Below are 13,219 nucleotides of genomic sequence, written 5' to 3'. Positions count from 1 at the left end.
AAATGAAAAGGCAATATTATATATCAACTCCTAATACATAATATTGCCATAAATTTATTTGCTAGTAAAATCACGTAGATAAATTTTCTTCTACTTTAGAAATTAGTGTACTCTTTAGAGATTTTACAGCATTACCACATATAAATTCGCTTCTTACCATGTCATCGAGAATTTGAAAAGCTTCGTACATGTACATTCCTTTTCTATAAGGTCTATCCTCAGTAAGCGCTTGGTATATGTCGCAAACCCCAATGATTTTACTTTCTTCACTTATATGTTCAGCAGAAAGTCTTCTAGGATATCCAGCTCCATTTAATTTCTCATGATGATTGGCAGCCCATTCACTAATATCAGGAATAAGTTCGATTCTATCTAAAATAAGCTTTGTATAATAAGTATGAGATTTTATTAAAGAAAATTCATCCTCTGTTAGCTTATCTTTTTTATCTAGAATAGTTGCTGGGATTGCTAACTTTCCGATATCGTGAAGAAGTCCTGCTATTTTCATTTTTAAGCATTTATTTTCATCATAACCAACATATTTTGAAACTTCAAAAGCTAAATCAGCTATACCTCTAGAATGCATAGCTGTAAAGCCACTCTTACTATCTATGATAGTAGCAAAAATTTCAGCTATGTATTCAAATTCCTTTAAGGTAACATATTTTTCTTTCTTAGGTGCAATATAGTCCAATATGAAACCCATATGGGGCACATTGTAAAGGTTAAGCCAAAAGGTTTCACTGCTAGCAAGATTTAAAAAGCAATCAACAATAGTTGGACAAAAAAGTCTACCACTGTGAAGTTTTATCCAATCTATAAGAGAATCCTTTTGTTTGTAAATTGGGATATTTTCATCAAACATAACCTCTAACAAATCAGCAAGTCTGATAATTTGCGCCTCAAAGGGAATAAGATAATTTTTTAGCTTCATACAACCACTACCATCATAATTTTCGTGGTGATAAAGGATTATATCATATATTTGAATTAGTGCAGGAATTTTCTGTATCATGTAGGCACCTTCAACACAATGTTTTTTAATATACTCTACAGAGGTATGGACTTCATCAAGCATACTTTGAGCACCTATATCATGAAGCATGGATGCAATATATAAATTATGATAACTTTCCTCACTAATATTAAGTTTTTTACCAATCTCTAGTGCTATGAAGGCGGTGCGCTTAGAGTGATGTGAATACTTATGCTTAGAATAATTCACCCCAGAGATATCTTCTATAACATTTAAGTTTTGTAAGGAGGTAGTCTCAGCTAAATCTAAGGATATAGATAGAGCATTAACTACTTTATTAAGACTGATATTCATAGGTAACCCCCATAATGAAAAAAGAATTTATAGTATAATTTATTAATAATTATATCATAGTTTTAATGAAGATTATAACTTTTATGTTAAACCTTAATAAAATATTATAAGTTTTAGGGGAGTTGTAAATAAAGTATAAACTTTACTTATTATTTAATATTTAAATATATAGACAAATTTATGTAATTTCAAGTATAATTAAAGATAATCATCATAGTTTTTACTTGTATTTGAAAATAGCGAATAATATATATTATCAGTAATATAATTATTACTGATAGCCTTAATAAGGAGGAATTGATTATGTTTGTAAGTAACTTAATGTTGCCAAAAGAGAAATTAACTACTGTAACTCCAAAAATTACCATAGGCGAAGCTCTTGATGTTATGGAAAAGAATAATTTTTTATCCATTCCAGTAGCGGATGGTAATAAATTTTACGGTGCAATATCAAAAGAAAAAATATACACTTACTATTATGAAAAATGTATTGAAAGACAGTGTTTACTTTCAGATTTTTTAGTTGAAAATGTTATGAGAACAGATGTGCCAACAATTAATCCATTAGAGCAAATGGAAGAAGCTGCTCATTTCTTAGAAACAAAGAGTGTATCTTTCATAGCTGTAGTTGATAATAATGGAGAGTTTAAAGGAATAATTACTCACCATGCTATATTCCATCAATTTACTGAACTATTTGGATTAAATAAGGGAAAAAGATTAGCAGTTATTGCTTATGATATCCCAGGACAGCTATCTAAGCTTTCTAAAATAATTACTGAAAACAAAGGTGATATTATAAGCTTTGTTGTAGTTGATCCAAAAAGTGTAACAGATGTTAAAGAAATAGTTGTAAGATTAAAAACTGATAATTTTGATGAAATCCTAACAAAAGTTAAAAATGCTGGCTTTAAAGTTCAGTAGTTTTATAGAAAATTACCTTTCAAGAGCTTTGTTTTAGGAGAAAACTTTAAATAGTATGAATCTTAATGTGCTTTTAATTGTAATTTATTAAATATCGAGTAGTTAGGAATTTCCATTCCTATAAATAAAAAAAGATATCCCTTAAACACAGGGGTATCTTTTTCTGAATTTGTAGTTGATTTCTTAAAATTTTTCTGCAAAAGAATATTCGGCATTACGTTACTAATAATATATTAAGCATCTTCAAAAAATAAATAAGTTAGTATGCTCGTCTATTTTGTGTTATACTTCACATCTTTGACTTGTTATTTATTTTTAGATGCCTTAAAACATAGTTTTTATTTAAGGAGATGATTAAAATTAGCGATATAATAGATTTCAATGAGCTTAAAAATAGAGTCAATGACAAGGATATCGATAAATTTGAGGATTATATATACTCACTATATTATTCCATGGGAGAAGGAAAAATTAATATGCTAGAATTTAGCAGAAAAATACAAGCTTACATGGAGGAAAACAACATATCTCAAGAGAAGTTTTTAAATATTCAAAAGAAGGTTATGGAGAGATATGGATTCGATATGAATAATATTGATGAACAAATGAAATCTTTCGGAATTGATACTAGCCAGTTTGGTTCATTGGGAAAAGACTATGAGGAAATGAGAAAAACTCTAAGTTTTCAAGAAAAGTATAAAGGAAGAATTAGTTCTAAAACAGTGACAATTTATTATATTAAGAATTCAAATAATAACGTAGAAATAATTATGGAAGAGGAGAATGTGATTTTAAAAAGCTACACACATATTAATTTAGCAGATAACGAGCTTAATGAATTTTTATGTTCTTATAAAAAGTTAATGAAAGAAAAGTCTCTTAACATATCTATATGTGAGAATTCTTCTACCTATATATACTAATAATCTATTTGTTTATTTGGTTTTAGGTTTAAACTTAATAGATTTAACTTAAAAAATAAGATGGCAATCTAGGCTAAAATTAGTGCTAAGGTTGGTTTACACTAAGAGCTATACACTAATGAATTTTATTATTGGTGTATAGCTTTATTTATAATTTTTAAATAGAATAATTACGTTTTTTCAGTGACCCTATTAAGTTAGTTTGGAATTTATTGAATTTTAATTGGATATGATATATAATAGTAATTATTACTTTGATAATCAAAATATTTGATTATCAAATAAAATTGATTGAATTAACTTCTTATAGAGGAGATGAAGATTTAATGAATATAAAACCATTAAAGATAGGAAATTTAGTAGCTAGATTACCAATTATACAAGGAGGAATGGGAATTGGAGTTTCTCTTTCTAATTTAGCAGCAGCAGTAACAAATGCAGGAGGAATAGGTGTTATTTCCGCTGCTCAAATAGGATTTAAAGAGAAGGATTTTGAAATAAACCCTTTTGAGGCCAACCTGAGAGCTTTAAAAGAACATATAAGATTAGCTAAGGAAAAGGCTTTCCAAGGTATAATTGGAGTAAATATTATGGTAGCTATGGAACATTATGAGGAATACGTTAGAGCTGCAATAGAGGCTGGAGCTGACCTAATAATATCAGGGGCAGGACTTCCTTCAGCTCTTCCTAAGGTAGCAAAGGATTCTAAGGTGAAACTAGCTCCTATAGTATCGTCCTTAAAGGCAGCCAAGGTTATTTTAAAAATGTGGGATAGACATGACAAAGCTACTGCAGATTTAGTAGTTATTGAGGGTCCAAAGGCAGGAGGACATCTTGGTTTTAAAAAAGAGGAATTACAGGATGAGAACCTAGATTATGATAAAGTAATTACTGACATAATCAATGAAGTTAAAACTTATGAAGAAAAGTATGAAAAATCAATACCTGTAGTTGTAGCGGGTGGAGTTTTTGATGGTTATGACATTGCAAAATATTTAAAACTTGGAGCTGCCGGTGTTCAAATGGCTACAAGATTTGTAGCTACAGAGGAATGTGATGCCCATATAAACTATAAAAATGCTTATATAAATTCAAAACTTGAGGATATTATTATTGTGCAAAGTCCAGTAGGAATGCCAGGACGTGCTATTAAAAATCCATTCATGAATCAAGTGGAGGATGGGGGAGTAAAGGTAACAAAATGTTATAAATGCATATCCCATTGTAATCCTAAGACAACACCTTATTGCATAACTAAAGCATTAATCAATGCAGTAAACGGAAATATAGATGAAGCTCTTCTATTTTGTGGAGAAAACGCTCATAAGGTAGACAAAATTGTTACTGTAGATGCATTAATGAAAGAGTTGGAAGAAGAAATAATAAAAGCTTAACAGTTTAAGAGGATGTTTTTATACATCCTCTTTTATTTTTTATATAATTTTAAGTAAGAAACTTCAGAGATGAGGGTCAAAGGTTATAAAATCCATGAAGAGTAAGTTTTAAAAAGTGCTTTCTGAGAAGGTATATCTATAGGGACAGATGTAAAAAGTAGTAATTTTAATTATTGTTAGCTAAATTTAAATACCATAATTATTGGAAGCTGCATATATTGAATATGATAATAAGTATGTAAGGAGTTTATTCGTGGAAAATATGAGTAGACAACAGATTCCATTTCAAGTGGATAATCCCACCAATGAAGATAGATATGAACAACTAAGATTTGTACTTACTGCTGGACGAAGACCAGAGGATTTTGAAAATATTATTAGTATTTTAAGCCCTCCTAAGGACATAAGAGAGATATGTAGTGGACCTTGTGGCAAAGGAGTTAAGGTAGCTGTAATAGGTGCTGGTGCTGCAGGTCTTGCTGCTGCTTTTGAATTAAAGAAGATTGGATGTGACATAACTGTATTTGAAGCAAATGAAAGAATTGGAGGAAGAATATACACCTACCCAATTAATAAAGGATACAATGTAGATTTAGGAGCAGAAAGGATACCAGTATCCCATGAAACTAGTTGGCATTATATCAATTTGTTTAACTTAAACACTAGACCTTTTGCAACATCAAACATTAATGGTCTCTATTATATAAGAGGAGAAAGAGCTACAAAAGAACCTTCAGGAATTAGTGTAATGGAGAACATATACCCACAATTTAACTTGCCACCAGAAGAGGCAAAAGCTCCTTGGAGAGAGTTGTCAGGACGATTATATAATAAATATATCTTGGGTTTATCACCAGAAATAAGAAAAGAGTTAATACAAGTAAAAGAGAATTACTCTGAAGAAATTAGGCAGATGGATAGAATGAACTATAAGGCAGGATATGAAAGTGTTCAGCTAAGTGAAAATGCTATATTCATGATAGGTTATTTATCTACACTTGATGTTGAATTTTTCAATTTAAGTTTAGCAGAAATGATGGATAAAGTGTACAGTGCAGATTTTTCACAGACCTATTATTTAGAAGGTGGAGCTGAAAGGATTATTACAAGCTTCTATAATGCCCTTATCAATAAAAATTTACAGGTATTTAAAGGCATAGATGAGGAAGAGCTTGGACAGGTTAAGATAAGAGTGAGTACAGCAGTAGATGGAATTTATCAAGATAATAATAAGAATAAAGTTACACTTAAGTGCAGAGCTACCAAAGATAAGGCTATTACTTTAGAGGAATTTGATTATGTAGTTTGTGCTATACCTTTCACAAGTTTAAGAAGAGTAGAAATTAAACCTGTATTTAGTTTAAAAAAAATGCAGGCAATTAATGAGCTGAACTATGAGTCATCCCAAAAAACTTTTCTTTTTTTAAAGGATAGATTTTGGGAGATGGGGGAAGCAGCAGAGCGAATTGTAGGAGGAAGCTCAGGAACAGATCTTCCTATAATAAATATAATATACCCTTCAGACCATGTAATACCTGTAGAAGGAAAGAGTGGTACTTGGACCCTAAGACCAGGTGCTTCACCGAACTCTCCAGGGGCACTTCTTGCATCTTACAATTGGGGGCAAGATGCTGAAATCATAGGAAATGAAGCTAATAATCTTCGTATAAGGGATATTGCAAGCCAAGTTGAGGAAGTGCATGGTCTTGAGGATGGTTATATTAGAGAAAGATTACTATCCTGGGTTACTATGTTTTGGTCTAATGCCCAATATATATGGTCCGGTGCGTGCTTTGGAAAGCCACAAGACAGAACCTTGTTCTCTTATGCAGTGACATTGCCTGAAATGAATAATAGAGTTTATTTTGCAGGAGAGCATATATCGCAGAAGCATGCGTGGATTCAAGGGGCACTTCAAAGTGCTATGTTGGCAGCAAATAGTGTTGCTGAAGCTATAGCTGAGAAGTAGTAATGTTGTTAAAGCTCTAGTAGTGTACTAGGGCTTTATAATTTATTGTCCACTTTTTTTGCATAATTAATGTCAAAGATGTAGGAAGCTGCATATTTATAATTAAGGGAGGGATGATTATGAAGATATTTCTAGATTTTGGACATGGTGGTAGCGACTCAGGAGCAGTTTCTGATGGTTTGGTTGAAAAGAATATGAACTTGACCACAGGATTAGAATGCAAAAGAGTATTAGAACAGCATGGAATAGAAGTTGGAGCTTCTAGAATGGATGATAGATATGTAGGCTTAAGTGAAAGGGCTAACATGGCAAACTCCTGGGGAGCAGATTATTTTGTAGCAATTCACCATAACTCTGGAGGGGGAGATGGTGTAGAGGTAATACACTCCATTCGTAGAGGAAAAGGAGAAGCCTTAGCAAAAGCCATTGTGAATGCTATAAATAGAGAAACAGGGCAAAATTTACGTCCTATCCCAACCTATAGTAGAACTGGTTCAGATGGTAGGGATTATTATGCAGTTATTAGGGAAACAAGCATGGATGCCATAATTGTTGAATGTGGGTTCATTGATAATGGAGATAGAGTGTTGTTTGATACTGTAGAAGAACAACAAAAAATGGGTAGAGCTATTGCTTATGGAATTTTAGAACACTTAGGCATAGCAGTGAACAAAGATACAAATGGCACAGGTGACGATGAAGGTACTGATAATGTAAGCAGTAATGGAGGATATGGTATAGTTACTGCTGATGTGCTAAATATAAGAAGTGGCAGAGGAACTAACTATCCTATTATAGGTCAATTAAAATTAAATGATAAAGTTAAATTACTTTGGCTTTTGAATAATTGGTGGAGCATAGATGTACCATTAAGTGTAAGTTCCTCAGGGGTAGGCTTTGTTTCTGCAGACTTTATAGAGAAAACAGCTGATGGTTCATCACAAACAAGTTTAGCTGGTACTAGTAAAGCTACTTATGGAGTAGTTACTGCCAATGTGCTAAATATAAGAAGTGGTAGAGGAACCAATTATCCTATTATAGGGAAATTAAAATATAATAACAAAGTTAAATTACTTTGGCTTTTAAATAATTGGTGGAGCATAGATGTGCCATTAAGCGTAAGCTCATTAGGCTTAGGATATGTATCTGCGGATTATATTAAAAAATTATAGATAGAAAGTAAAAAAGGTAATCTCTTTTGAGATTACCTTTTGTTTTGGCAGGGGCAACAGGACTTGAACCCGTAACCAACGGTTTTGGAGACCGCTACTCTACCAATTGAGATGAAAGCCTTGATATGACTAGTGTTAAGGGCTTTGAACAAATTTACAGCCAACGGTCTAACCCCATTAACAGTAATATTAATTTAGGGGTGTAAAAATGGCAAAAGTTAAGAAGTCAATTGTAAAAGATTTAAAAAATGATTTAGGTGCTTTAATGGATTTCTTTATAAGTTTCAAGAAGGCACAAGGAACAGCAACAAGAACAATTAAGGATTATGAAGTTACCTTCAATGAATTTAAAAATATTTATGGGAGTTCTAAAATTGAAAAGCAACAACTTTCATTTGCAGTACTAGAGTATTTTAAGGGAAAATCTAATAAAGCCCCTGCAACATTTAATAGACCTTATGCAAACTTGCATTGCTTCTTTGAATGGTGTGTAAATGGTGATTATTTAGATAAAAATCCATTAAAAGAATTAGGGCTTAAGAAGAAAAAGGATGTTGGTAAAGTTAGGCATGTTGAAGAAGATGTAATAAAGAAATTAATAGACCTACCCACTTTGAATACTTATGCGGGCTTAAGAGACTATGCAATAATAGTACTTACTCTTGATACGGGAATTAGACCATCAGAAGCCTTTGAATTAGTAACTGATGATATTGACTTCATGCATTTTACAGTAAAAATCAGAAGGGAAACAGCCAAAACAAGGGTGGAAAGAATACTTCCAATATCTCACCAAACTGCTGAAATATTAAGGAGGCTTATTTCAGTAAAACCTGATGATTGGGATGATTATTTATTCTTTACGGTAGAAGGAAATAAAATGAATTTGAATAGGTGGCAGAAAAGATTAGAAATATATAGTGAATCTATAGGGTATAAAGTTACTCCATATATGTTAAGACATACATTCTCTATTTTGTTTTTAAGGAATGGAGGAAATGCTTTTGCACTTCAAACAGTTTTGGGGCATACAGACTTAACTATGACAAAGAGATATGTAAAGTTAATGGAAGGTGATGTCAAACAACAACATGCTTTGGCTACTCCGGTAAATAAGTTTATTAAGAGAACAACTAGAGTTCAAAAGTTATTTAAGAATAAATAGAATGATATACTACTTATTAAAATTAGTTGAGTTACTTTATTTAAATAATGGTTATAAGGTTTGGAAGATAAAATATAATATGTGATTTTATATTTTGAAATGTTGCATTACAGAGAGTAAGAAAGTGATAACTCTATAATCACTTATATAACACTATAGGAGAATCTAGGATGTATCAAGTTTGAGAAAAGAAAAATCAAGTAATATAATTAAAATATACAGTGTTGAAAGGTGGTTTTAAAATGAGTGAAGGTATTGTTTATGGTGATTTTTATGATGAAATCAAAGTTCAGTCAATGCATAGTTCCAGAACGAAGTATGTTGTAAGATGTGGGAACGTAAGCTGGGGTAGAGATGGAAACTTTAAGCCTGTTATTTATGTATTAATGGAATATAAGGGGCGTATAGAAACTCATACAAATCCTCCTCACTATATGATTGAACCAGATAAAAATGGTGTAAGTGATATTACTAAGGTTATTAATGCTATGGAGGAATTAAAGGGAAGATTTAATATTAAATGAATTAGTATACTCAAGAAGTGCTATATTTTTGCTTAAAAGTATAGATTATGATAAATATGCAACTTTAAATTATTGAAGATATTGAAATAAATGATGAAGTTAATTTTTACAATAATGGAGATAAGTTTGCTTATGATATAGAAGATTGATTAGCAATAGGTTATCATGATTAAATGAGATGATGAAAAACACAGCCTTTTATAGGTGTGTTTTTATGATTTTAATTTGTAGCACAACAATTGGAATAAAGGATAATATCTAATTCTTAATCCAGAATAAAAAAAGAGTACCTAGGTACTCTTTAAATTTTTATTTAATTTTTTTTAATTCTGGCTTTAAAATTGTCATTTTGTCATAAATCTTATTAAAGTCAGAAAACAATTTATCGACATCGGCATTATATGATGTCAAACTACCAGTGGGACTTGTCCCTTGAGAGTATATCTGCCCATATATGCTATATAGTTCTACTAATAATGCATATGCAGATTCATAATCTTTAGGTGGATTTTGCAATGACTTCATTTGAGTTTCTATTTCAGCTTTTGCTTGTTCTCTTTTACTTAGTGTTCCATTATCTTTCCATGCCTTTTGTAGTTGTTTTATAGAATCATTGAAATCACCTAGTTCTCCATTCTCTTTAAAAACAAACATATTACCAAATATAACATCATGCCAAAATGAAGAAATTTTAGAACACATTGTTTCAATTTCAATGGTTTCACCTAACACCTTTAATACTGTAACATTAAAATTATATTCATATTTTTTATGGGCTGCCTGTTTTTTATAAGCAAATCCACCTAGTATACTTCCTACGATGGTTACTAGTAATATAATTGATATAATTATTTTTTTTCTTTTATTTTGTTTTTGCTTAATATGTGTGTTTTCGGCTATATGTAGTGCAGTTACTTCTGAGTTATTAGTCGATTCAATAATAAATGGGTTACCACACTCAGGGCAAAATTTAGATTCATTAGTTATTTCTTTATTACAGTTTGTACATATCATACTTAATACCCCCTAAATTATGAATGTTTGTCATAATCGTCAAAGGGTAACGAACTTTATATCTTGCAACATATACCCTTATACCTTTTTTACGAACTTCAAAATTAATTATAAGGGATATAAGCATGTTTGTTAAGAAAAATGTATAAAATAGAATAAAAGTTTACAAAAGTATTGCTCAAATTTAAATTTCTTGTTTTGCTTTTTTAATCATAATGATAAAACTGAATGTAACTTGAATATATATAATCTAGTATATGCAGTTGTTGTACAACAAACCAAATATTTAAGTATTTTAGTTTGCTTATAAAATTTAAGTTCTATTAAAAGTAGAAAGATATATGGGAATGTAGGAATATGACTACTTCTTTATCTCTATAACATGAACTTGACAAAAAACGACAAATTTGTTATAATGATATATAAACAATTTAATATTAACTTTTTCTCGTTATTGAAGTTTCAAGGCGTAGTGTTTTTAAATCATAACAATCAATAGAATGTTGATTGTTGGGTTTATTTCACTATGTCTTTTTTTATTTTTTATAGAAGAGCATAGATAAGTACATAAGTTTATATAAAAACTCCTTTAATAACACAAGCAAAAAAGAGTTCCTACAATGATTCAGCAAGGATATACATATTGCCTTTAAAATGCAAATGGAAAAGAGGTGGGAGAATTTAAAAGTATGCCAAAGGTGATTATGGAATTTTTCAAATTGAAGGAGAAATATAAATGGAAAATAGAATATTTTTTGAAAGAATACATGGTACTGAAAAGATTAACTTTAGAGTCTTGGGGGGGTACCCCAAGAACTTGAATGGCACTTATGAAGAAATGGAAGAAACATTACGAACTTTCAACGAAAAGGGGAATGACATTCATTTTGTTGTAAATCAAGGTGGAACAAAGGGGTGTGAGATTAGCAAAGTAACAGCGGTCTATATTGATTTGGATTGTGGCAAGGACAAAAATGGCAAGTATTTTGAATTATCAAAAGTACGAGAGTTAAAGATAGCTATGATGGAGAAGATAAAAAAATTTATGTATAAGCCATCTTTTGTAGTAGATACAAGAAATGGATACCACGTTTACTGGCTAGTACAAGAGGGTGCATCGCTAAAAGATTTCTTAATTACTCAATTAAGGCTAATAAATTATTTTGAAAGTGATAAAGCTGTTAAAACGTTAGAGCATACAATGAGAGTTCCAAATTTATATTGGCTAAAGGATAAGCAAAATAAATATATATGTAGCATCATTGAAGAGAATAATATCAAATATGATATTAGTGATATTCTTGGTGTACTACCGGAATGTAAAGAGGAGAGTTGTATTAGTGAAAATGCTCTAAGGTTCTCAAAAAGCACTACTAAGGCAGTTATTCATAATGGAGATAATATAGAGGTTATAAAGAATAAAGATATTATTGGATTAAGAAATATACTTTTTAGCGATGAAAGTGAGAGAAAAGTGTCCACAATATTCAAGAATATAGAAAAGGTAGTTGAGAAAGAAAAAGAGTCTTTTATACTATTGAATATTGTAGACATAAAATCCTCAAATATCATAGTTAAGAGTAGAGAAGAGTTGTATAATCTCATAAAGCAAATTGATTTAATAGAATTTTTGGGTTATGGAGGTGTAAACTGTAATTGTATATTCCATGAAGACCATAAACCTTCGGCATCGATATACACAAATGAAGAGAATGGACACTGGTTATACAAATGTCACAGTACAAATTGCAATTTTGATAATGGTAGTATAATTGATGTAGTTATGAGTTTACAAGGCTGTAATTTTAGTGAAGCCATTAAATTTATTTGCGAAGTTTATGGAATAGATTTTATTAAAAATGAAGACTGTAAAAATGACTGTGCAAAAGAACTTCAAAACAATATAGACTATTTACAAAGTGGATTAATGGAAAAGGAGTATCCAAATTTATTTAAAAGAATAAAAAATTATCTGCCAATTTTAATTAAGTTCAATGAAATTGCTATAGAGTATAGTTATACTGGGGATTCTATGTTTTTTACAAGTATACGTAATATAGCAAATCAATTAGGAAGAAACCATCATAGACGGATTGGTGATAGAATAAATCTTTTTGCTTTTTTAGGTTTGATATATAAATTAAATGATAGTGATATTCCGGAAGAAATGCTTAAAAAATCAAAAGAGCTTGCAGAAGGGTATAAAAATCACATTTCATATTATGAAATACCACAATATAGCAAAGAGATATTGGATTATGCTGAGTATTATGCAACGCAGTTTAAAGAATGTAACATGACAATGACAGGGTGGTCATGGGAGTTGATATATAGAACTTTTGGAAAGGGTCGTGCAGATAGAGTGTTTCCACAGTTAAAAGGTCAACGAATATCAAAAAAAGCATCTAAATTTTCAACTCAATTAGCTAATATTATTATGAGTTTGTTAGAGCATAAGGCATATGTTACTGAGAAAGAATTATTAAGTTTTATGGAGGGGGCTAAATCAAGCAATTTCATTAATTTAAAAAAAACATTGCAAGAAATCTTAGAGACATATGATTTGATTAAGATAAGGCTCAATAAACAATTAAAGCAAAAGCTATCTATTACAAGTAATGGATACGGATATATTATTCTAAAAGAAGAGATATTTAGCAAGTTACAGGATAGAGAAGTAGAGAATATTATTGAATTTCAGAACAAGCAAAATAATACTAAAGCTAATAATGAAGAGATTGGAAATGATTTTCAATTAGTATCTTAATATGATTTGAAAATTATTTAAGCAAAGGTGGATTAAC

At 30.5% G+C, this 13,219-nt stretch carries 10 protein-coding genes; 8 read left to right on the top strand and 2 right to left on the bottom strand.

The genetic code is table 11. The features are described from left to right. Positions 1–70 precede the first annotated feature (70 nt). The gene (locus C661_RS0101265; protein WP_017413484.1) at positions 71–1,330 is read right to left on the bottom strand and encodes an HD-GYP domain-containing protein; all 1,260 of its coding nucleotides are present in this window, start codon (positions 1,328–1,330) and stop codon (positions 71–73) included. 303 nt (positions 1,331–1,633) lie between these two features. On the opposite strand from C661_RS0101265, the gene C661_RS0101260 reads away from it, so the two are divergent. From C661_RS0101260 to C661_RS0101230, 7 genes are all read left to right on the top strand, one after another. After that, a complete protein-coding gene (locus C661_RS0101260; RefSeq protein WP_017413483.1) occupies positions 1,634–2,254 on the top strand; it encodes a CBS domain-containing protein in 621 nt (206 codons plus the stop codon). A 359-nt stretch (positions 2,255–2,613) separates the two neighbouring features. Then, on the top strand, positions 2,614–3,177 hold the full coding sequence (locus tag C661_RS0101255; RefSeq protein WP_026050893.1) for a DUF3867 domain-containing protein: 564 nt from the start codon (positions 2,614–2,616) through the stop codon (positions 3,175–3,177). 326 nt (positions 3,178–3,503) lie between these two features. Continuing rightward, the gene (locus tag C661_RS0101250) at positions 3,504–4,571 is read left to right on the top strand and encodes an NAD(P)H-dependent flavin oxidoreductase (protein WP_017413481.1); all 1,068 of its coding nucleotides are present in this window, start codon (positions 3,504–3,506) and stop codon (positions 4,569–4,571) included. Between the two features lie 262 nt (positions 4,572–4,833). Next, complete coding sequence (locus C661_RS0101245) at positions 4,834–6,540, top strand: flavin monoamine oxidase family protein (RefSeq protein WP_041876899.1); 1,707 nt, start codon at positions 4,834–4,836, stop codon at positions 6,538–6,540. 119 nt (positions 6,541–6,659) lie between these two features. After that, on the top strand, positions 6,660–7,712 hold the full coding sequence (locus tag C661_RS22555) for an N-acetylmuramoyl-L-alanine amidase (protein WP_017413479.1): 1,053 nt from the start codon (positions 6,660–6,662) through the stop codon (positions 7,710–7,712). A gap of 208 nt (positions 7,713–7,920) precedes the next feature. Next, positions 7,921–8,877 carry a tyrosine-type recombinase/integrase gene (locus C661_RS0101235; RefSeq protein ID WP_017413478.1) on the top strand — a complete coding sequence of 319 codons (957 nt, stop codon included), beginning with the start codon at positions 7,921–7,923 and terminating at the stop codon, positions 8,875–8,877. A 242-nt stretch (positions 8,878–9,119) separates the two neighbouring features. Next, positions 9,120–9,401 carry a hypothetical protein gene (locus C661_RS0101230; RefSeq protein WP_017413477.1) on the top strand — a complete coding sequence of 94 codons (282 nt, stop codon included), beginning with the start codon at positions 9,120–9,122 and terminating at the stop codon, positions 9,399–9,401. 309 nt (positions 9,402–9,710) lie between these two features. Here the strand turns inward: C661_RS0101230 and C661_RS0101225 are convergent, their stop codons facing one another. Next, complete coding sequence (locus C661_RS0101225; protein WP_017413476.1) at positions 9,711–10,415, bottom strand: zinc-ribbon domain-containing protein; 705 nt, start codon at positions 10,413–10,415, stop codon at positions 9,711–9,713. Positions 10,416–11,151: 736 nt separating this feature from the next. Here C661_RS0101225 and C661_RS0101220 point away from each other — a divergent pair. Continuing rightward, positions 11,152–13,182 (top strand): CHC2 zinc finger domain-containing protein, encoded by a 2,031-nt coding sequence (locus C661_RS0101220; RefSeq protein ID WP_017413475.1) that lies wholly within the window; start codon positions 11,152–11,154, stop codon positions 13,180–13,182. Positions 13,183–13,219: the final 37 nt, after the last annotated feature.

The organism is Clostridium tunisiense TJ, assembly GCF_000300195.1.
Taxonomy (GTDB): domain Bacteria; phylum Bacillota; class Clostridia; order Clostridiales; family Clostridiaceae; genus Clostridium_J; species Clostridium_J tunisiense.
Note: the sequence above shows the minus strand (reverse complement) of the source record. Positions and strands in the feature narration are given on the sequence as shown.

Excerpts from the sequence above, each read along its gene's own strand:
- C661_RS0101265 (WP_017413484.1), bottom strand. The coding sequence starts at position 1,330 with ATGAATATCAGTCTTAATAAAGTAGTTAATGCTCTATCTATATCCTTA.
- C661_RS0101220 (WP_017413475.1), top strand. The coding sequence starts at position 11,152 with ATGGAAAATAGAATATTTTTTGAAAGAATACATGGTACTGAAAAGATT.
- C661_RS0101235 (WP_017413478.1), top strand. The coding sequence starts at position 7,921 with ATGGCAAAAGTTAAGAAGTCAATTGTAAAAGATTTAAAAAATGATTTA.
- C661_RS0101225 (WP_017413476.1), bottom strand. The coding sequence starts at position 10,415 with ATGATATGTACAAACTGTAATAAAGAAATAACTAATGAATCTAAATTT.
- C661_RS22555 (WP_017413479.1), top strand. The coding sequence starts at position 6,660 with ATGAAGATATTTCTAGATTTTGGACATGGTGGTAGCGACTCAGGAGCA.
- C661_RS0101260 (WP_017413483.1), top strand. The coding sequence starts at position 1,634 with ATGTTTGTAAGTAACTTAATGTTGCCAAAAGAGAAATTAACTACTGTA.
- C661_RS0101245 (WP_041876899.1), top strand. The coding sequence starts at position 4,834 with ATGAGTAGACAACAGATTCCATTTCAAGTGGATAATCCCACCAATGAA.
- C661_RS0101230 (WP_017413477.1), top strand. The coding sequence starts at position 9,120 with ATGAGTGAAGGTATTGTTTATGGTGATTTTTATGATGAAATCAAAGTT.
- C661_RS0101250 (WP_017413481.1), top strand. The coding sequence starts at position 3,504 with ATGAATATAAAACCATTAAAGATAGGAAATTTAGTAGCTAGATTACCA.